This window comes from Candidatus Sulfurimonas baltica (genome assembly GCF_015265455.1).
GTDB classification, from domain to species: Bacteria; Campylobacterota; Campylobacteria; order Campylobacterales; family Sulfurimonadaceae; genus Sulfurimonas; species Sulfurimonas baltica.
Map to the genome: position 1 here is coordinate 1,348,910 of NZ_CP054492.1, position 20,323 is coordinate 1,369,232.

Sequence of the window (20,323 nt, forward strand, 5' to 3'; positions counted from 1 at the left end):
AGAGGTTGAATCTCCACTTTTTCTACATGTATCAAGATATAAGTAAATTTTTGATACATTTTCGCAGAAGGAATCTTCATGAAAAATTACAGATTTATTATAAGTGGAAAAGTACAAGGTGTTTATTACAGAAAAAATACTTATGAAAATTCCATCAAAGAAAACTTTAGCGGATATGTTAAAAACCTGCCAAACGGCTCTGTTGAAGCCTGCGTTACATGTAATGAAAATGATTTAAATAGCTTTGTCGAGATACTCAAAAAAGGCTCGCCTGAAAGTATCGTAAAAAATATAGAGAGACACCCATGCGATGAGATATTTAGCGGTGATTTTGAAATAAGATATTAAAACATTACAAAATGCCATACTTTTCACTCTAAACTTTTTTCATGCAATAATCTATAAAAGCATATAGGATAGGTTATGAATGGAGTATCAAGAGACCACTGCACAGTAAATAACCCCAGAACATCAAGGAAAACTCCCTAAAACAAGCACTTTAACAGCACTTTTTGGCTAAAATATCTGCTATAAACAAGGTAGAGACATGGCATTTAAAGATACAAACAACACATTTTCAGATATAGCAATAACATCAAGACTCCATAAGGTAAATTCGTTTCTTAAAGAGTTAGATTCAATAATAAACTTTGAGAAACTAAGACCAATACTAAATAAAAATGGTAGAGGCGGAAAGAATGCTACTGGCTCGCCTGCTTATGACAATGTGTTAATGTTTAGAATACTCCTCGTGCAAAAATACTACAACCTCAGTGATCAATCAATGGAAGATGCACTTTATGTCAATTTATTGTTTATAAGGTTTGTTGGACTTAGTTTAGAAGACACCGTACCAGACGAATCTACAATTTGTAGATTTAGAAACTCACTACTTGCAAATAAACTATATGATAAGCTTTTTAATGCAGTCAACAAACAACTAGAAGATAATAACTTTATCGCCAAAGAGGGTAAATCAGTATTAGTAGATGCTTCTCTTATCAAAAGTGAAAACACTCAAATCAACAATAAAACTAAAGAGCAAAAAAGTGAAGATAAATTAAAAGTAGAAACTGATAATAGCAAACTAGACATTCAAATAAATGAAGAGCTAAAATCAAGAACACCTTCAAAAAAGAAAATAGAAAAATTGTTAAACGCTAAAGAATACAATTCAAAAACAATGAAAAACGCTCAACTGGACACACTTCAAGATATAGATACTAAAGATGTAAAAATTTCTCAAGAGATTATTGAAAATGAGAAAGATAGCTATGAGCATAAGAATAAAATAGATACAGATATAAGAATAGGTTACCAATCCTCAAAAAAACAATATACACAAGGATATAAAACTCATATTGCATCAGATGAAGAGAGCGGAGTGATTCTAAAAACAATGACTACATTTGCTAACACTTCAGATATAGATGTGCTTGAACCATTTATAGAATCAATTCCAAATGTAAAAGCTTGTTATGCCGATAAAGCCTATAAGTCCAAAGAGATAGATGAGCTTCTGCAATCAAAAGATATTGAGAATATGATATGTCTTAAAGAGAAGCAGAAAATGAGCAGTGATGAGAGAAAAATCCAGCGAGAAGATGAGAAACCAAAACACAAGATAAGAGCAAAAGTTGAACATAGATTCGCAGATTTGAAAGTTCAAATGAAAGGACATACTACAAGATTTATAGGTTTGGTTAGAAACAATATGAATTTTACCATCGCTTGTATAGCAGCTAACCTAAGATTATTGGCATATAGACAGATGAACATGAGAAAGAGTGTTAATAGATGAAAGAGATAGAAGTAAATATCTCAAATATCCATAATATTAATGGAATATATTATCAATTTGGAATATACGAAAGTGTATTTTTTTAAATATTTGCAAAATTAGATGCAAATGAACTTCTTGTTGTTATGCAGTGCTCCCATCAATTAACTTCTCTGAATAATTAGCTATTAGACTCTGAATCAAGTCCAGAGTGACGAAATTATCGTCATTCCAAGCTTGACTTGGAATCTAGTTTAATATTTAAAGGCGAAGAAGCAGATTATAAGGTACATGAATCGACACATCCACACTTTATAAATTCTCTATTTCCAATCTCGAATAATTCTCTTTTTAGGCTTGGTCATGTTCTCAGGCAATAGAGCATCTTCTAACTCTTCTTTTGTCATCAAATCTTTTTCAAGAACCAAGTCGTAAATACTAGCATCCTTTTCCAATGCTTCTTTGGCAAGCATGGTACATGTATCATAACCTAGTATAGGATTGAGGGCTGTAACAAGTCCAATACTGTTTTCAACCTGCTTGCGACATACTTCTCTATTAGCCGTTATACCTTCAATACAGCGGTACTGAAGAGTCTTCATTCCATTTTTCAACATCTCTATAGACTCAAAAATACTCTGAGCGATTACAGGCTCCATTACATTTAGTTCTAGTTGACCAGCTTCTGCCGCAAGACTAACGGTTAAATCGTTACCAATAACTTTAAAGGCAATCTGATTTACTACTTCAGGAATAACAGGGTTTACTTTTCCCGGCATAATGGAAGAACCAGGTTGCATTTTTGGCAGATTTATTTCATTAAAACCTGCTCTTGGACCGGAAGAGAGAAGGCGTAAATCGTTACAGATTTTAGATAGCTTTATGGCTAGTCTCTTCATTGTTGCTGAATACATTACAAATGAGCCTGTATCTTGCGTCGCCTCTACAAGATTAGTCGCTAATACTACGTCTAGTCCTGTTATTTCTCTAAGATGTTTTACTACTTTGTCGCTGTACTCAGGGTCAGAATTGATTCCTGTTCCGATAGCTGTGGCACCCATATTTACTTCTAAGAAATGATCTGCAGCGTAGACTAATTTCTTTGCTTCTGTCTCCAAGGTATCTGAATAAGTTTGAAATGTTTGTCCCAGTGTCATCGGAACGGCATCTTGAAGCTGGGTTCTTCCCATTTTTATAATATCAGCAAACTCAAGAGACTTCTCTGCAAAAGCACTAACGAGATTACGAAGAACATCAAGTAGTTTTTTATTTGAAAAGTTTAGAGCTAGATGCACTGCAGTGGGATAGGCATCGTTTGTAGACTGGGAATAGTTTACGTGATTATTTGGGTGGCAATATTGGTACTGCCCTCTTTTGTGACCCATAATCTCCAAAGCTCGATTGGCAATCACCTCATTGGCATTCATGTTAGTAGAGGTTCCAGCACCGCCTTGTATCATATCTACTCCAAATTGATCGTGGTGTTTTCCTTCTAAGATTTCTTGACACGCTTCTACGATTGCATTTTTTACTTTTTCATCCAAGTAACCCAGTTCAAAGTTGGCTTTTGCTGCTGCCATCTTAACTATAGCATGTCCTAAAATTAAATCTGGAAAAAAGTTGAGAGTTACTCCACTTATGTTGAAGTTTTCCATAGCTCTCATAGTTTGAATACCGTAGTATGCTTCAAAAGGGACTTTTCTGTCTCCAAGAAGGTCGTGTTCCATCCTAGTTTGGCCTGATTTGTATTGAGCCGAAGAGTTGACTGCACGGCTGTTAGTTTGCTGTAATCTTCTTGAAATCACCCCTGCAATTAATGAAAATATTTTTGTTGCCAAAATACCGTTATTTTCAAATAGATGAAAAAGTTTTTCTTTTCTTATAGATAAAACAGTAGTATCTACTTCTGCCTTGGCTGAAGTGGAATGTGGGGAGTCATCAAAAAGAGCACCTTCTCCCAAAAAATCAGAGTTTGTAAAAAGCCCCATCTTCTTTTCTTCACCATAAGGAGTGGTTTTAAACAAAGCCACCTTCCCATCATAAATAAAATGAATTGCTTTTCTTGGATGATTCTCGCGGATTAGAAGGTCCCCTGTGTTTAAAGTTCTTACTTCAACTTCATCAAGAAGTAGGCTTAACTCATCATCACTCAATGTTGAAAATAGTTCAACACCCTTAAAAAAATCCCTAATTTTATCCGTATTCATTAAATTCTCTCCTTTTAGAATGAATTTCCCCTGCAAGATATACTGTGTACATATTAATTCCTTGTTATAAGTTTAGAGTCCACTATATTATATAAAAAAATGACATTATGCAATAAATTCAGACCTACACTAAACAATAATAGGTTAAAAGGCTAAAAATGAACCTTCAATGTTTCCAAAGCGAATCTATATGTAACTATATTTAAGTAAAAAATATTTTACTATATAAGATTTTTTTTAGCTATATAATATTATAGTTTCTTATTAATTTAATAAGTAGGATACATAGTGAATCAAGAATCAAAAAAAACTTTAAATGTAGAAACTCATTTATCAAGACGTGATGCGATTAAACTAATAGGAATTTCACCAGTAGCAGCTATGGCAATTGCTAGTGCTTCAATGTCAACGCAAGCTAAAGCTGCAACAGACGTTAAGGGAAAAATCGTAATTATTGGCGCAGGAGCTGGTGGGATTATGGCAATGGCGCACTTAAGGTCTAAAATTTCCAACCCTGATATTACTATAATATCTCCAAATGAAACTCATCTATATCAACCAGGACAAGTTTTTATCGCAACTGGTGTATACCAGCCTGAAGATATCATCATGAACAATAATGATTTTATTCCTAGTGATGTAAATTGGATTAAAGATGAAGTAAAAAATATTGATGCTGAGAGCAATAAACTAACTCTTAGAAATGGCGAAGAAGTTAGTTATGACTACCTTGTAGTTGCGACAGGCGCAGCGTGTAACTACGACTGGATTGAAGGACTTAAGAAAGAAGACATTGGAACAAATGGGCTTTCATCTGTTTATCTTTCAGACTTTGAAAAAGGCACAGCTGATGGTGGTTCAACGGGATGGACATGGCTAAATGACATAACTAAAGAGGTAGAGTCTGGCAAAAAGCCTCGTGTTATATTTACTCAGCCAAGAACGGCCATTAAATGTGGTGGGGCTCCTCAGAAGATGCTTTGTCTATGTGCTGATTATTTAAAGCAGAAAAAACTTCATACTGAGATGATTTTCACGACTGCAGGGGGAAAACTTTTTAGCCTTAAAAATGTAGCAGATGAGCTACAAAAAGCGCAAGATAGTTACGAAGGAATGTCAACAAAATTTAAGCACAACCTTATTAAAGTAGATGTGAAAAATAAGAAGGCTACTTTTCATTATATTTATGAGCATAAAGATGAGTGGGGTGTAGAATCAATGGAAGAGGAAGTTGTTTTAGATTATGACTATCTACATATTGTTCCACCTATGAGTCCTGTTGATGCTGTAAGAGAGTCGAATCTAGTATGGGAAGAAGGGGCTGAAAAAGGTTGGCTTGAAGTAGATAAATTTACTCTTCAACATCGCCGTTATAAAAATATATTTGGAATAGGTGATGTTTGTGGAGTGCCTATGGGTAAAACAGGTGGTTCTGCTCGTCATCATGCACCGATTGTAGCAAAAAACATTATTTCAGCTATGGGTAACAAACCATTAGAAGAAAAGTTTGATGGCTACACAGTTTGCCCATTAAAACCACGATATGGTGAAATAATCATGGCAGAGTTTGGTTACGATGGACCAATGCCTTCTATACCTTTTTGGAAAGATATTTCAGTTCCACGTTATTCATGGTGGATTTTTGATGTATATATGCTAAAGCACATGTATAAACATCTAATGATGCGTGGTTTGATGTAGTAAAAATGGTAGAGAGGCACCCATGTAATTAGCTATTAGACTCTGAATCAAGTTCAGAGTGACGTAATTGTCGTCATTCCAAGCTTGACTTGGAATCTAGTTTATGAACTAATGACTCTCACTTTAAGTTTTGTAAATCCCATTTATAAATGTACCCGCTAGAACTAAGTCCAAAAAGTTTATCATCTTCTGTAAACATACTCGTAATGTCTCCCGTATGTTTTTTAAAAGTATCTACAATTTTATTTGTTTTAAGATTATAGACGTATAAATAGTTTTCATTCTTATTTACTTCACTAAAGATAAGATTATCTTTATAAAACACCATCCTATATATACTTGTTATTTGAGTATTGTCATAATATTTTTTTAAAATTTCACTATATGCTCTTTGTTTTTCAAAAAGTGTTTTCACATTTTTAAGTTTTTTTGTTTTTGTATCGAGTATCATTAAACCATCATAATCAAGTGCCATATAAATCCATCTATCTTTATATAATGCAATATAATTCACCTCTTTGGCAGTTACGTATCCATACTCTTTGTTAAACTCAATAGTACTGATTTGATCCAAAAATTCACCACTGTTTAAATCATAAATATTTAAAAAACCTCTCCAATTGCCTGTATATACTCTATTGTTATGAACTAAAACGCTATTTATCCTTCTTACATCGAGGTCTTCATGGATTTTAGCTATGTTTTTAGGGTAATCTTTTTTAATATTTATTATCCGAACTATTTTATCATCTTTAAATACATATAGATTATCGCCCTTTCCATAGGCTATTACATAATTTTTATATTTTGTAAAATTTCCAATTTCATTTGTATCATAAATATAATTTTTTTCTTTTTCATCATCCCAAATCTTTGGCGAAGCTATCTTGTAGTTGCTTACTTTATTTAAACTTTTTTTGTCATAAAAGGTTATGTCTTGAACTGTACCTATATAAATATATTTATCACCTACCTCTATGGAATTTGGCTTGTTTGGTATTTTTACATATGTTGCGTTGTAGTATTGAGTAAAAGACTTAGTGATACTTAGTTGCTTTGACTTTACAAACTTTAAACTTTTTTTATCATAAATCTCTATTTTATAGCTACCTTGCTCGTAATTTCTTGTGAGTGCATAGATATATATCTTATCATGAGCCATATTCCAACTATCATCATTTTGCATTTTCACCATTGAAGCATTGGCGTTTACTAAAAGTGCCAAGAGTAATATTATTAGTTTTTTCATACTTTACAGTAACATCTCCCCATTTAAAGATTTAAAATCATAAATAGTTTCCACTTTTGTAAGCCCCTCTTCTACTTTAATTCTAAGTGGTATTACATTATCAGTTATTATATTGCTTAATTTAGTTTCTACTCTTTTTGTGGCTATTTTTAAATTTTCTATTGCTTGCATCTCTTGTGGCAGCTCTGTCACCATTGTTTTTAAGAGTATCAATATCTCTAGTTTTTTTAAATTTACTATGCTTCTTGGAAGTGAAGTTATCTTGGTTGCTTCTAAATTCAATAGTTTAAGATTAATTAACTCTCCTATGCTATCTGGAATATTATCAACTAAAGTTCTATCTAAATATACAGCTTCTAAGTTTTTCATATCTCCTATATTGTTTGGAAGTTTATAAAAATCTTTTGCACTATCTAAATCTAATTTGACTAACTTATCTAGCTTAGTAAATGACTCCGGCAACTCTTTCATATCAGAATAACTCATATCTAGTGTCTCTAAGTTCTCTAGTTTACCAATACTCTCTGGAAGAGACTCAATATCACTACTGAAAATACTTAAAACTTTTAATGCGCTACATGTAGATATTTCATCTGGTAAAGTTTTGAATTTTGAAGTGTATAAACCTAAATATTTTAAATTTTTTAATCTACCTATCTCCTTGGGTAACTCAAGCATATCTGTCCTGCCAAAAGTTAAATAAATTAAATTTTCAAGGTCAAATATCTCTAATGGTATATTTTCAATTGGCATATCTTTAAATATAAGAGTTTGTAAATTTTTTAAATTTGCTATTGTTTTTGGTATTTTCGTTATATTGTTTTTATCAAAACTTAGCTCTTTCAAGTTTGTTAACGTATCTATTTCTTCTGGTATAAATGTCAAACTATCAAAATTTCCGCCTATATGAAGAACCTCTAAAGAGTTTAAATCTTTATCTTCATAAATAACCGCACCTCTATTAAATTCATTTATCCATTGTACCAATTCACTTGGTTTTTCTGACTTACCAAACATTGAAAAAAGTTTTTTTAACATTTTGTACCTTTTAATCTAATTATTATAGGCATAATATCAAGTAAAAATTTGTTGATTACTGATTTTATTGACAGCTACGCCTCAGCGGTGTAGTGACCCCATTATAATAAACAAGAGATTAAATAATTATATCATTATGCTAAAATGACACTACTGAAGATACTCTAATATACACTAAAACGGATAAAAAATTAAAAATATAATAATACTAATCCTATCGTTGGGTGTTTTTACTCAAATCATTGCCAAAGAAAAAGTTATTGCTAAAATACCAGAGGCATCAGGCATCTGTTTTTACGCTCCATCAAAAACTCTTTTTGTTGTGAATGATGAGGGTAATATATATGAACTCTCCAAAAAAGGAAAAATAAAAAGAGAACATTATCTTGGAAATTTTGATTTAGAAGGGATTGCATGTGACAATGAAAAAGAACTTCTATATCTCTGTGTTGAGGGCGATGATTCTGTTTTAGTTGTTGATGTAAAAAGTTTCAAAATTTTAAAAGAAGTTCCTATAAAAAGAAAATTCAATGGCATAAAAGTTCTTAAAAAAGATAAAAAACATGGATTAGAAGCGATTGAGATTATTGATGGTGTTATATATCTTTCTAACCAGTCATACAATATCTACCCAAAAGAGGACTCTTCAATCGTTTTCACAATAGACACACTTGAAAACAAAAAAGCGAAAATAACAAAAATTTTTAATCATGGCTATGTAGATATAGCAGCACTTAGTTACTATCAAAATATTTTATATATGATTAGTGACCACGATAACCTTTTGATAGCATATAATCCAAAAAACGAGAAAACAATCAAAACCTATAAACTACCTAAAGCTAGTCAGGAAGGATTATGTTTTGACGATGATGGTAAAATGTATATTGCTGATGATGGTGGGAAAATAATAAAGATGGATAAACCATTTTTGTAAAGTAATATTATAAAATTAACAAAGGTAGTAAATGATTGATTATAGAAAAAAATTAACAGTAGACAGAGAGTTTTACCCCATAGATAATCTTGATATTTCCATAGAGAGTGACAGAGGTCGAATACTATCTGCACCTGCATTTAGAAGGCTCCAAAAACGTACACAAGTTTTTGCCCTAGAACTAAACGCATCTATACGAACAAGACTTACACACTCTCTAGAGGTAGCGCAAACTGCCCGATTCATAGCCAAAACTATTTTCTCAAAGCTAACAGAAGAAAAACTAAAAACCTATGGCTTAGAGACTCTTAAAGATGCATTTGTTTCTACTGCCGAGATGACAAGTTTACTTCATGACATCGGCAATCCGCCGTTTGGACATTTTGCTGAAAAGACTATCAACAAATGGATAAAAGAGAATGCTCTGCCAATACTTGAGAGTTTTTCTGCAAGTTCTGATGAGAGTAAAAAACTCAAAGAGATGATTGCCAAAGATATTTGCAACTATGACGGAAACGCACAAGCCATAAGAGTAATCACAAAACTGCAAAAACTAAACCTCTCTTACACCCAAACTTTAGCGGTACTAAAATATACCAGAGGAGCATTTGAAGATAAACCAAAAAAGGGTGAACCTTTTGACTATCTTATGAAAAAACCTGGTTTTTACTACAGTGAAAAAGATTTAATAAAGACGATTCAAAAAAAGCTGGGCGTAGAACATGGACATAGATTCCCAATAACTTACATTATGGAAGCAGCTGATGACATCTCATACCTTACAGCAGATTTAGAAGACTCTGTTGAAAAAGGGATACTTAGTTTAGACGAGGTTTATAACCTTATAAAAGCAGAGTGTGAAAAAGAGGGAGAAAACTATCTGCTAGAGGTTATAGAAGATAGATACCAAAAGGCAAAAAGCGATGATGAACCTTTCCAATTTAACATGTTTTTTACTCTCGTAAGAGCAAAACTTGTTACTTCGTTGGTGTTTCATGTCGTAGATATTTATATTGACAACCACGAAGCCATTTTTAACGGCAAGTTTAACAGTGCATTGCTTGAGTATGATAAACATAGTAAGTACTACAAAGCTATTGAGATTTTACAAAATATATCTGAAAAACATATTTACAAAAATGCACATGTCCAAAAACTGGAACTTCAAGGCTACGCAATTATAAATGGACTGCTAAATATTTATAAACCTCTTTTAGGGCTGAGCTCAGAAGATTTTGAGAAGTTAATGCGTGATGAGGAGATAGAGTGTTTTATTGCAATGAGACTTATAAAAAGAATAGCATCAAAGCATGTTGTAGCGTACTCAAATGATGTTAAAAAACTAGATAAAGAGGATACAGAGTCATTTAAAATTCTTGAGTGGTACTACAGAGTGCGACTCATTATTGACTACATCAGCGGTATGACAGATGATTTTGCTTTACATGAATATCATGTTTTGCTGGCTATTAAATAGCACACTAAATCATACATGTAAAAATCAAAACTCAAATGTAGCAACTATTGGATTGTGGTCTGAGATTTTTTTGCTGTCTATCACTTTTGAGTATGTTAATTCCAAGTCTCTGTAAAATATATAGTCTAAGCAATTTGTAAAAACTTTTTTTAGGTTTACTTTGTCGCTAAAAGTAACTTCTTTTAGCGACAATGAATGTGTAAACTCTCTTAAGTATTGGACTCTTTTTACATTCCAAGTATTAAAGTCACCAGCAACTATCATAGCTCCTGTATGAGATTTAATCATTAATTTTATACTCTCTAACTCATTATAAAAATCACTGTTGTTTACAAAGTTGATAGCATGCAGGTTAACTATCAATATCTCTTTGTCGTGAGATATTTTATGCTTAGTTATTAGAGTTACTTTATGTGTTGCATATGTAAGTTCACGTTTTTGAGTAAGAAGTGACACATCATTCTCGCAAGATATTTTAAATGCACTCAAAACCCCAAAAACGTGTTTTTTAGTCTGAATATTTGGAGATAAGACATAAGAGAACTCTGACATTTCCAAATCTTTTGTTATCTGTTTTTTCACCTCTTGAAGTAATAAAACATCTACTTTATTGTATTGTACAATTGAGTTTATGTAGTCAAGATATTCGCTTTTAAGTGTTAGTTTAGCAACATTCCAACATAAAACCGTAAAACTATTGCCTAAGTTTTTATCTTGATGTTTTAAAGATTTTATAGTTTTTGTAGGCTTAAGCATAATTTTTCTTTTTACTATAGCTGAGGCGCTATAATTCTCATAAAGTTTTCCAAAACTCTTCTAGGTAAAGATACATCTTTCGTACCTGCTGATGAATTTGAAACTAGCTTGTTCATCCAAAACTCAATATCTTCTATAACTTTTACAGAGTAAACAAATGTAGCAACTTCATAATTTAAAAAAAGACTTCTATTGTCAAAATTAACACTTCCAAGCATAGCACTTGTATCATCAAAAAGTATTGCTTTTGCATGTAAAAGCGCACCATTATAGAGTGCAACCTCTACCCCGACCTCTTCAAGTTCTCTCATGTATGAACTTCTAGTTAGATTAACAATTATATTTTGTGAGTCTTTTGGCGTAATTAGTTTAACATCTATCCCTTTATGCTTAGCAATAATCAATGCTTGAATTATAGAGCTGTCAGGTATAAAATATGGTGTAACAATCCAGATACGCTTCCTTGCACTGTAAATTGCACACAGGAGCGCTTCATAAAGGATATCTTTACTCATATCCGGTCCAGATGGTACAACTTGTAAAAATGTGTCACCGCTGTTAGCAACACCATTTTTTGCAAAACTTATCTTCTCCTCTGAAGCATAAAACCAATCAGAAGCGAATATTTCAAAAAACAGTTCCGCAGATGTACCTTCGCTGAAAAAAAATATATCATCCCATCTTGTTCCATCTATATTTGGTCCGAAATATTCACTTGAGATATTCATACCGCCGCTTAAAACCCTCTTATCATCAAATATATAAATCTTTCTATGATTTCTTAAGTTTATGTAGTTTCTAAAGGGCATCTGAAAGATTGGCATAAAAAATTCAACTTTAACACCTGACTCCCTAAGTTCTTTCAATTTAAACTGAGAGAAGTACAACCCTATAGAACCGAGTGAATCTATAAGTATTTTAACTTTTACCCCATTTTTTGCTTTGTTAACTAGTGCCTTTACAATCTCTTTTGTAACATCATCATATTCAAAAATATATGTACTTAAATATATAGATGTTTTAGCATCCTCAATACAACTCATAAACTTTTCATATGCTTTTACAGAATCCGTAAAAAGTTCAAACTTCTCATTTTCACTAGCATCTGCAATACCATAACTTCTTAGTACATCATGGACGGGATTTTGCTTATAAAAATTTTTTGTATGTTTTTGAAGTATTATTGGTTTTTTCTTATATCTGTTTTCTCGTTTTCTTAAACCAAAAATCAAATACAGGAGAACACCTACATATGGAACCAATATCATAGTCAGAAGCCATGCTGTCATACTAGCCGGCGTTCGCTTTTTATAAATCATATGCGCAAATACCAAAACAATTAACAATTCCCCGAATACTGATAAAATATAATAGATTAAATTATTTGATATATCAATATTCATCATGCTATATTATTTGATTTTCCAAATAAAACTCTTATTCCACCAGTAATCTTTGCCATTTGCAAAGCTGACATACCAAAGAAAGTTTGTGATTGTATATCTGCACCTTTATCTATTAAATATTCAACAATATTTTTGTGTCCAAACATCGCTGAAAACATTAGTGGAGTTTTTCCTCCACCATTGTCTGCATTAACTTCAGCTCCATGTTCTACAAGCAACATAACAAGTTCAAGGTTGCCTTTAAAAGCTACTCCACCAAGTGGAGTTTGTCCTCTATCATTTCTTTTATCTACCTGTGCTCCATGGTTTAGTAACATTTTTGTACATTCAACATTACCATTATATGAAGCGAGCATAAGAAGAGGATTCCCCTTTTCATCAGATAAATCAGTATTTAGGCCGGCTTCTATCATATTTTTCAATGTGTTAGTTTCACCAACTCGTGCAAAATGAAGCGCCATAAGCTGAAGTTCCAAATACCTGCTATTTTCGTCTTCCGTAACTGATATCTTCATTGTTGACCCTTTTATATGCCAAGTGCTTTTGAGACACCTGCAGAATAGGCTGGGTCAACTTTTTTAAAAAGTGCCAATTGTCTGTCAATTATATTTTTTGGCACACCGCTCATAGCTTCTGCAATATTACTAAATAGTTGTTGTTTTTGATAACCATTCATTAGATTAAAAAGTGCTCTTGGCTGAGAGAAATAATCATCACTGTCTTCACGATGGTCATATCTGAAGCAATCGCCATCTATGTCAAAAGGTGGCTCAACATATTGTTTATCTTCAACAGGACCGTCAAAACTATTTGGTTCATAATAAGCATCACTCCCTTTTGGCTCATCAAGCCTCATTGGGCCATCAGCGTGATATGTATTTACTTCACTAGAAGGTTTGTTTACCGGAAGCATCTCATAGTGTGTACCAATTCTGTATCTATGCGCATCAGCGTAAGAGAGAACTCTTGCCTGAAGCATTTTATCAGGTGACCAACTTATGCCCGGGACTACATTTGATGGGCTAAAGGCAGATTGTTCTATCTCGGCAAAATAGTTCTGCGGATTTCTGTTTAGCTCAAACTCACCAACATCAATCATAGGATACTCAGCATGTGGCCACACTTTTGTCAAATCAAATGGATTAAACGTCGTGTTTTTACTCTGATCATCTGTCATAATTTGTATTTGAAATTTCCACTTAGGAAAATTTCCGCTTTGTATAGACTCATAAAGATCTCTTTGAGAACTCTCTCTGTCTTTTCCTATAACTGCTTCGGCCTCGGCATTTGACATAGTCTCAATTCCTTGAGCAGTTTTAAAGTGAAACTTCACATATGCTCTTTCATTTTTATCGTTAATAAGGCTGTATGTGTGAGAGCCGTAACCATTACGAAAAAAACAGGAGTGTTGTTTCCAACCAAATCCCAATTCCCCTCTTTTGTGTAAAACTTCATGGCAAACCCTCTAACATCCCTCTCGGCATCTGCAGCACCCTTCTCTCCAGCAACTGTAGAAAAGCGAATTAACATAGGCGTAACTTCACCTATCTGTAAAACACTTGCTTTAGTATATGCACTTATGTCATGAGTTATTTTGAGTGTTCCAAAAGCACCAGAGCCTTTTGCATGTACGACACGTTCAGGAATTCGCTCTCTGTTTTGATGAGCAAGTTTTTCAATTAACTGATAGTCCTGCATAAGTAACGGACCACGCGCTCCGGCACTTAACGAATTTTGATTGTCACCAATTGGATTTCCACCTGTTGTAGTCATTCTCTTTTTCATAGCTATTCCTTACATGTAATGTTTTACACAGTCTATAACAAAAAATCTTAATAAAAAATTATACTAAGCGCACTCACCTTTAAAATATTTTTTTAATAAAAATGGAGGCAGAACAGTTGTAATAATTATTACAAAAATAAGCATTGCATAAATATCATTTGGTAATATTCCGTTTACTCTCCCCATTTCTGCAAATATAAGACCAACTTCTCCTCTTGGTATCATAGAGATTCCAATTATTACATTATTTCTTACGCAACTTTGAACAATGAAAAATGCACCTATAAATTTAGTCACAAAAGCTATTGAAACAAAAGATAATCCCATAATCCAAAAAGAAGAAGATGAGAAATCTATAACAGTTAGGTCCATAGAGAGACCGACCATAACAAAAAATATAGGTGTAAATATTTGAATAATTGGTGTCATACTCTTTTTTACTTCATCAAGAAGTATTTCATTTGTGCTCAAAAATGCACCAAATGGGAGAAAGAACCTTCTTGAGAGTGCAATACCTGCTGCAAAAGAGCCTAAAATAGCGGGAGCGCCAACTAAATGTGAAAGATATGCAAAAAATAAAATAAGCGAAACAATAATCGTTGGAATATACCCTGGAACTAAATCATTTCCATTAAACTTATGTATCATATAAGAGAGTGACTTAGCCAAAATCGGGGCCAATACTAAAAACATCATAACCATCCCTGCAACTGAGAGTGTATGGTTAAAATTTGTCTCATGAGAAATTGAGAAGTCATATATAAAGACTAAAAGAATAATCCCTATAATGTCATCAATAACAGCCGCACCAATAACAATTTGCGCTATATTAGTCTTTTCCATATGTATATCTTTTAAAACTCTAAGGGTTATACCTATGCTTGTGGCTGTAAGTGTCCCACCGATAAACAATGATATGTCAAATGACAATCCAAAAATATAATAAGCTATTAACAAACCAAAGCTAAAGGGCAGTATAACACCGAGTATAGCAACAACAAGAGATTTGGTTCCTGCATTTTTCAATCTCGTGAAGTCGGTCTCTATCCCCACTTCAAAAAGAAGTAAAATAATTCCAATCTCTGCTAATATCTTCAATATTTCATTAGGCTCTACTATACCTAAAATTGATGAGCCTAAAAGTACTCCTGCAAACAGTTCACCAAGAACTGACGGTACTCCAAATCTAGCAAAGATTTCGCCCAATACTCTTGCAACTATTAATATTAAAAAAAGTGTTAAAAAAAAGTCATGTGCTTCCATAAAAATCATTATACTATTTTTTTAATACTTAACTAAAATAATTTAAAAAAAATAACAAAATACAATGATAGATGATTATATAGTTTTAAGTTAAACATCTTAAAGGTTTTCCTGCTAAAATATAACTCAAATAAACATATAAGAAACATTATTATACAAACTACAATTATTTAAAAAAACCGAGGTAAACCATGCTTATTCCAACAGATTTATTAAAAGGTAAAAAGATACTCCTAGGAGTTACGGGCTCAATTGCAGTCTATAAATCACCTGAACTTGTTAGACTTTTTGTTAAGGCCGGCGCGGATGTAAAAGTTGTAATGAGTGAAGCTGCCAAAAAATTTATAACTCCCCTCACTTTTGAAACTCTCACCTCAAACCAAGTGCTTGATGACACAAATGAATCTTGGGTGAATGACCATAACCATATTAAGGCTGGGGAGTGGGCAGATTTATTTGTAATAGCGCCCTGCTCTGCCAATACAATTGCGAAACTGGCAAATGCTATAGCCGACAATATGCTTTTACAGACTGCTTTGGCATACCCACATGTAAAGATTATAGCACCCTCTGCGAACACAAATATGCTTGAAAATCCAATTACAAAAGCTAACCTTAAAATGTTGGCTATAGCCTCTTATGAGCTTGTAGATACCCAGACTAAAGAGCTTGCATGTAAAGCAGTTGGAAATGGAGCTATGGCTGAACCTATAAATATATTTTGGCACTGCGCAAGAGCTATGCTTAAAGATGATTTTTGGAGCGATAGAAGAGTTATAGTTACAGGTGGCGGAACTGTAGAAAAGATTGATGATGTACGGTACATCTCTAACTACTCAAGTGGTAAAATGGCTTCATCTCTAGCTACGGCACTCTACTGCAAAGGGGCAGATGTCAATTTAATCTCAACTAAATTTGAAGACAATCTGCCAAAAGATCTCCATACTATTGATGTTCAAAGTTCAGATGAAATGCTTGAGTATTTAAGTGACTCTATACGCATTGCAAAAAAAGGGAAATTATCAAAGGCCTCACTTATGAGTGATGATAAAATTCGTCTTATACAGAAAAAACCATACCTTTTTATGGCGGCGGCTGTCAGTGACTATGTACCTGCTTACGCTCAGGAGGGAAAACTGAAAAAAGAGACCTTAGGTGATGAGTGGGAACTCAAACTTAAACAAAATATTGATATATTAAATTCTATTGATAAAACAGATATAACCACTATTGCTTTTAAGGCTGAAATGGACTCAAACAACGCAATTAAAAATGCTTCAAATATGATTGACAATAAAAGCGTTGATGCAGTTTGTCTAAATATCTTAAAAGACTCATCTAGCTTTGGGACTGACACTAACAAGGTTGATTTTATTCTTCCAGACAAGATAGAGTCAATCCCTCTCTCTGATAAACTTAGTGTTGCGTTTAATATTTTAGAACACGCAAAAAGTATGCACAAATAATTACCAAATGAATATATCACAAATAGACTCTTTGGTTAAGTTGATCAGCACAAATCCAAATGAGGCAAAAGCTCTTATAAAGCTAGTCTCTGTTGATATTTTAAAATCTTTAGGAGATGGTAAATATAGTGTTTTGCTTGACAACAAAACACTTACAGCACAGAGTGACAAGCCACTCAGCGAAGGTGCAAAATATTGGTCTCAACTCACACAATCGAAAGATTCAACACCACAACTATCTCAACTCTTAAAACATCCTGCATTACTTAAAAATATGCAACACACAAATTTGGAATATTCGCTGAAAGATTTAAGAACTGTTCTCTCATCTGCGAAACCGGAAAATACTCTTAAGCAAAACTTACTTGAACATTTAAGCGTTGCATCGACTAAAGAGGAATTTTCAAGCACATCTGCCCTTTTACTCTCTTTGCACAATCAGACTGTGACAATTCCACTCAATTATCATGGCTATTTTTCTGTTTTACAATTTAAAAAAAGGTACAATAAGAAAACTAAGAAGAGTCAAATAAACTTTTATGCGGCACTTGAACTTTTGGGACCTATTTCAGGTATTATTTCACTTGAAAATGGCGGAGTTAGCATTGAGCTAAATGTTGCTTTTGATAAAACTAAACAATTTTTGGAAAATGATATGAAAAACCTCTCTTATGATGTAGACATCTCTGTTGTAAATATTATAGAGCCTCTTTATATTGCTAATCTTAACTCTCTTTTGGACCTTTGCATATGAATAAAGCAAGACATATTGCAATTGTTATGGATGGCAATGGCAGATGGGCAGAGCTAAAAGGTAAAAAAAGAGTTAAAGGTCATGAAGCTGGAGCAAATGTTGTTAAAGAGATTACAGCATTTTGTTCTGAAAATAAAGATATTGAGAGATTAACGCTTTATGCTTTTTCAACAGAAAATTGGAAAAGACCCAGGCTAGAGGTTGAGTTTTTAATGAAGCTGTTAGAAACATATCTAAAAAATGAGCTTTCTGCTTATCTAAAGAACAATGTGCGGTTTGAGCCTATTGGTGACACCAGAGCTTTTTCAAAATCTCTGCAAAAAACAATAAAAGACGTTCAAGAAAAAACTTCACATTGTGACGGCTTGGTTCAATCACTTGCGCTTAACTATGGGGCTCAAGATGAGATATTAAGAGCCGTTAATAAAATTAAAAACTGTGAAGATGATATTACAGAAGCAATGCTCTTCAATGCACTTGACTGTAAGCACGATGTAGATTTACTTATTCGCACAGGCGGAGACCATAGATTATCTAACTTTCTACTTTGGCAAGCGGCATATGCTGAGCTATTTTTCACAGATATTCTTTGGCCTGATTTTACAATAGATGATTTACAAAAAATAATTAAAGATTTTACAAAAATTGAGAGACGCTTTGGAGGCTTAAAATAATGGAACTAACTATTTCTTTTATATTCGGTGTGCTATTTGGTTCGTTTTTAAATGTAATCATATTACGAATTCCCAAGGATGAGAGCATAATTTTTGGTGGCTCCCACTGCACAACATGTGGAAACAACTTGAAACCTTGGCACAATATACCAATATTTTCTTGGTTGTTCTTAAGAGGAAAATGCTCTTTTTGCTCTGCTAAGATATCGGTTCAGTATCCTATTGTAGAACTGATATCTGGATTGATATTTTTATTGCTTGTAAACAAGTTTGGTTTTAGCACTCCTGTTGTTTTTATAGCACTCAGTTTCTTTATGCTTTTATCTCTCTCTATGATTGATTTAAAGTATAAGATGGTTCCAGATTCGCTAAATCTTTTGGCTATGTTTTTTGCAATAATCGGTGCATGGAGCTTACACGGAGTTTTCACAAACTTTCAGAATGCTCTTCTTTTTGCCGGTGGATTTACTCTTTTGAGGTTTGCTCTATCTTACCACCTAACATCATCTGCACATAGATATGCAAAAAAAACTATAACACCTTGGACAAAAAACTATCACACATACCCATTTATAGAAGCTATGGGAGAAGGTGACATAATGGTTGGAGCAACAATGGGTGCACTTCTTGGAATAAAACTAACACTTGCAGCTATATTTCTTTCAGCCATCTTAGCACTTCCTATTATGATATTTCTTGTAAACAGATATGGGCAAGGTCAAACAGTCCCTTTTGTCCCTTTTTTGGTTTTATCGACATTTTTAGTTTACATATTTGACAGCTCTGTATTAACATATATTGAGGCTCTTTACTAATGCATGAACTAAAAAAATATATAAGAGACTCTTTATCTGTTATATTTTTATCTATTTTTATCCCTCTTTTTGCCATAGCTTCTGTAGTTTTTCTTATAAAGTTGGCTACATATACAGCTGTTATACAGCTGTCAATATGGGAGATGACAAAACTCTTTTTTTTCATAATCCCTGAACTGCTGTTTTATTCGCTTCCTATCTCTTTTTTTATAGCCGCTACCTTAACCCTGTTTAAACTCTCAAATGACAATGAGATTGTTGTGCTGTTTGCACTCGGCATAGAGCCTAAGTTTATACTAAAAACATTGCTAAAACCTGCAGCTATGCTATGTATTATTCTTTTATTTAATTTTTTCGTACTTTTTCCACATGCCAAAGTTCTATCAAAAAACTTTATTTCATATAAGACAAGTGAAGCAAAATTCAATCTCTCAGCTTCGGAATTTGGTCATAAATTTGGTGAATGGCTACTCTATATTGGAAGCGATAACGGGGATGAAAGCTACTCTGATGTTATTTTATTTAATAAAAAACAAAATGAAGAGGTTTTAATAGGGGCAAAAAAAGCAGAAATTATTAATGACTCTGGAATTTTGCGATTAAAACTGAGCGATGGGGAGGGTTACAGCTATTCGAAAGATAAGTTTACACAAATAGACTTTCAAACAATGTTTATTAACGATACAATGAAAACGAATGTTCTAGATTATAAAAAACCTGTTGAGTACTGGCTTCAAAGTGGTGCTGGTTACAAAAAAATATTTATAATAAATATTTTACTTAGTCTCTTTCCTTTGATAAGCCTGTTTTTGGTTGCAAGCATAGGAATTGTACATGTAAGACATCAAAAAGGGAAAATATATCTATACTTATTTTTGGGAATTTTAGTTTATGATGTTCTTGCTTTTGGGTTGCAGGGTAAATTTTCATACTATACTATTCCATTGTTTATTACCGCTTGGCTAGCTGCAACATATTTCATCTACAGAAAAACGATTGTTGCAAAGTTTTAGTG

At 33.1% G+C, this 20,323-nt stretch carries 17 protein-coding genes and 2 pseudogenes; 10 read left to right on the forward strand and 9 right to left on the reverse strand.

The window, feature by feature from the left end; genetic code table 11:
- Positions 1-78 precede the first annotated feature (78 nt).
- Positions 79-348 (forward strand): acylphosphatase, encoded by a 270-nt coding sequence (locus HUE88_RS06805; RefSeq protein WP_194372420.1) that lies wholly within the window; start codon positions 79-81, stop codon positions 346-348.
- Positions 349-547: 199 nt separating this feature from the next.
- Positions 548-1,801: an IS5 family transposase gene (locus tag HUE88_RS06810; RefSeq protein WP_194368150.1), complete on the forward strand. Its 1,254-nt coding sequence runs from the start codon at positions 548-550 to the stop codon at positions 1,799-1,801.
- A gap of 302 nt (positions 1,802-2,103) precedes the next feature.
- On the opposite strand, the gene aspA is transcribed toward HUE88_RS06810, so the two are convergent.
- Together aspA and HUE88_RS13860 are read right to left on the reverse strand one after the other, a co-directional pair.
- Entirely contained in the window at positions 2,104-3,507 is a 1,404-nt protein-coding gene (gene aspA / locus HUE88_RS06815) for an aspartate ammonia-lyase (protein WP_229860194.1), read from the reverse strand.
- A gap of 129 nt (positions 3,508-3,636) precedes the next feature.
- Positions 3,637-3,987: pseudogene (locus HUE88_RS13860) on the reverse strand (cyclic nucleotide-binding domain-containing protein); the annotation flags it as partial.
- Between the two features lie 288 nt (positions 3,988-4,275).
- Between HUE88_RS13860 and HUE88_RS06820 the strand changes: the two are divergent.
- Positions 4,276-5,688 carry an NAD(P)/FAD-dependent oxidoreductase gene (locus HUE88_RS06820; protein ID WP_229860183.1) on the forward strand — a complete coding sequence of 471 codons (1,413 nt, stop codon included), beginning with the start codon at positions 4,276-4,278 and terminating at the stop codon, positions 5,686-5,688.
- A 118-nt stretch (positions 5,689-5,806) separates the two neighbouring features.
- On the opposite strand, the gene HUE88_RS06825 is transcribed toward HUE88_RS06820, so the two are convergent.
- On the reverse strand, positions 5,807-6,937 hold the full coding sequence (locus HUE88_RS06825; protein WP_194372423.1) for a WD40 repeat domain-containing protein: 1,131 nt from the start codon (positions 6,935-6,937) through the stop codon (positions 5,807-5,809).
- A 3-nt stretch (positions 6,938-6,940) separates the two neighbouring features.
- Positions 6,941-7,975: a leucine-rich repeat domain-containing protein gene (locus HUE88_RS06830; protein ID WP_194372424.1), complete on the reverse strand. Its 1,035-nt coding sequence runs from the start codon at positions 7,973-7,975 to the stop codon at positions 6,941-6,943.
- A gap of 220 nt (positions 7,976-8,195) precedes the next feature.
- Here HUE88_RS06830 and HUE88_RS06835 point away from each other — a divergent pair, with 220 nt between their 5' ends.
- Both HUE88_RS06835 and dgt read left to right on the forward strand, forming a co-directional pair.
- Positions 8,196-8,912, forward strand: coding sequence for an SdiA-regulated domain-containing protein (locus HUE88_RS06835; RefSeq protein WP_194372425.1), 717 nt, complete (start codon positions 8,196-8,198; stop codon positions 8,910-8,912).
- A 31-nt stretch (positions 8,913-8,943) separates the two neighbouring features.
- Positions 8,944-10,389, forward strand: a complete 1,446-nt coding sequence (gene dgt, locus HUE88_RS06840; RefSeq protein ID WP_194372426.1) for a dGTPase — start codon at positions 8,944-8,946, stop codon at positions 10,387-10,389.
- Between the two features lie 24 nt (positions 10,390-10,413).
- Here dgt and HUE88_RS06845 read toward each other — a convergent pair whose 3' ends face one another.
- The 5 genes and pseudogenes from HUE88_RS06845 to HUE88_RS06865 all read right to left on the reverse strand — a co-directional run bounded on the left by HUE88_RS06845 (position 10,414) and on the right by HUE88_RS06865 (position 15,599).
- Positions 10,414-11,145, reverse strand: coding sequence for an endonuclease/exonuclease/phosphatase family protein (locus HUE88_RS06845; protein WP_194372427.1), 732 nt, complete (start codon positions 11,143-11,145; stop codon positions 10,414-10,416).
- 14 nt (positions 11,146-11,159) lie between these two features.
- A complete protein-coding gene (locus tag HUE88_RS06850; protein ID WP_430733199.1) occupies positions 11,160-12,551 on the reverse strand; it encodes a phospholipase D-like domain-containing protein in 1,392 nt (463 codons plus the stop codon).
- Complete coding sequence (locus HUE88_RS06855; RefSeq protein WP_194372428.1) at positions 12,548-13,066, reverse strand: ankyrin repeat domain-containing protein; 519 nt, start codon at positions 13,064-13,066, stop codon at positions 12,548-12,550. The genes HUE88_RS06850 and HUE88_RS06855 overlap by 4 nt, the downstream gene beginning before the upstream one ends.
- Positions 13,067-13,077: 11 nt before the next feature.
- Positions 13,078-14,336: pseudogene (locus HUE88_RS06860) on the reverse strand (catalase).
- 63 nt (positions 14,337-14,399) lie between these two features.
- Positions 14,400-15,599, reverse strand: a complete 1,200-nt coding sequence (locus HUE88_RS06865) for a cation:proton antiporter (protein WP_194372430.1) — start codon at positions 15,597-15,599, stop codon at positions 14,400-14,402.
- A gap of 191 nt (positions 15,600-15,790) precedes the next feature.
- On the opposite strand from HUE88_RS06865, the gene coaBC reads away from it, so the two are divergent.
- The 5 genes from coaBC to HUE88_RS06890 are packed head-to-tail and all read left to right on the forward strand — an operon-like array spanning position 15,791 to position 20,321.
- Positions 15,791-17,065: a bifunctional phosphopantothenoylcysteine decarboxylase/phosphopantothenate--cysteine ligase CoaBC gene (coaBC, locus tag HUE88_RS06870; protein WP_194372432.1), complete on the forward strand. Its 1,275-nt coding sequence runs from the start codon at positions 15,791-15,793 to the stop codon at positions 17,063-17,065.
- 7 nt (positions 17,066-17,072) lie between these two features.
- Complete coding sequence (locus tag HUE88_RS06875; protein ID WP_194372435.1) at positions 17,073-17,819, forward strand: hypothetical protein; 747 nt, start codon at positions 17,073-17,075, stop codon at positions 17,817-17,819.
- Positions 17,816-18,493 (forward strand): di-trans,poly-cis-decaprenylcistransferase, encoded by a 678-nt coding sequence (locus HUE88_RS06880; protein ID WP_194372437.1) that lies wholly within the window; start codon positions 17,816-17,818, stop codon positions 18,491-18,493. Before HUE88_RS06875 ends, HUE88_RS06880 begins: the two co-directional genes overlap by 4 nt.
- Positions 18,493-19,308 carry a prepilin peptidase gene (locus tag HUE88_RS06885; RefSeq protein WP_194372439.1) on the forward strand — a complete coding sequence of 272 codons (816 nt, stop codon included), beginning with the start codon at positions 18,493-18,495 and terminating at the stop codon, positions 19,306-19,308. The genes HUE88_RS06880 and HUE88_RS06885 overlap by 1 nt, the downstream gene beginning before the upstream one ends.
- Entirely contained in the window at positions 19,308-20,321 is a 1,014-nt protein-coding gene (locus HUE88_RS06890) for an LptF/LptG family permease (protein WP_194372441.1), read from the forward strand. Before HUE88_RS06885 ends, HUE88_RS06890 begins: the two co-directional genes overlap by 1 nt.
- Positions 20,322-20,323: the final 2 nt, after the last annotated feature.

Excerpts from the sequence above, each read along its gene's own strand:
- HUE88_RS06805 (WP_194372420.1), top strand. The coding sequence starts at position 79 with ATGAAAAATTACAGATTTATTATAAGTGGAAAAGTACAAGGTGTTTAT.
- HUE88_RS06810 (WP_194368150.1), top strand. The coding sequence starts at position 548 with ATGGCATTTAAAGATACAAACAACACATTTTCAGATATAGCAATAACA.
- aspA (WP_229860194.1), bottom strand. The coding sequence starts at position 3,507 with ATGGAACACGACCTTCTTGGAGACAGAAAAGTCCCTTTTGAAGCATAC.
- HUE88_RS06825 (WP_194372423.1), bottom strand. The coding sequence starts at position 6,937 with ATGAAAAAACTAATAATATTACTCTTGGCACTTTTAGTAAACGCCAAT.
- HUE88_RS06830 (WP_194372424.1), bottom strand. The coding sequence starts at position 7,975 with ATGTTAAAAAAACTTTTTTCAATGTTTGGTAAGTCAGAAAAACCAAGT.
- dgt (WP_194372426.1), top strand. The coding sequence starts at position 8,944 with ATGATTGATTATAGAAAAAAATTAACAGTAGACAGAGAGTTTTACCCC.
- HUE88_RS06845 (WP_194372427.1), bottom strand. The coding sequence starts at position 11,145 with ATGCTTAAGCCTACAAAAACTATAAAATCTTTAAAACATCAAGATAAA.
- HUE88_RS06850 (WP_430733199.1), bottom strand. The coding sequence starts at position 12,551 with ATGATGAATATTGATATATCAAATAATTTAATCTATTATATTTTATCA.
- HUE88_RS06855 (WP_194372428.1), bottom strand. The coding sequence starts at position 13,066 with ATGAAGATATCAGTTACGGAAGACGAAAATAGCAGGTATTTGGAACTT.
- HUE88_RS06865 (WP_194372430.1), bottom strand. The coding sequence starts at position 15,599 with ATGGAAGCACATGACTTTTTTTTAACACTTTTTTTAATATTAATAGTT.
- coaBC (WP_194372432.1), top strand. The coding sequence starts at position 15,791 with ATGCTTATTCCAACAGATTTATTAAAAGGTAAAAAGATACTCCTAGGA.
- HUE88_RS06875 (WP_194372435.1), top strand. The coding sequence starts at position 17,073 with ATGAATATATCACAAATAGACTCTTTGGTTAAGTTGATCAGCACAAAT.
- HUE88_RS06880 (WP_194372437.1), top strand. The coding sequence starts at position 17,816 with ATGAATAAAGCAAGACATATTGCAATTGTTATGGATGGCAATGGCAGA.
- HUE88_RS06885 (WP_194372439.1), top strand. The coding sequence starts at position 18,493 with ATGGAACTAACTATTTCTTTTATATTCGGTGTGCTATTTGGTTCGTTT.
- HUE88_RS06890 (WP_194372441.1), top strand. The coding sequence starts at position 19,308 with ATGCATGAACTAAAAAAATATATAAGAGACTCTTTATCTGTTATATTT.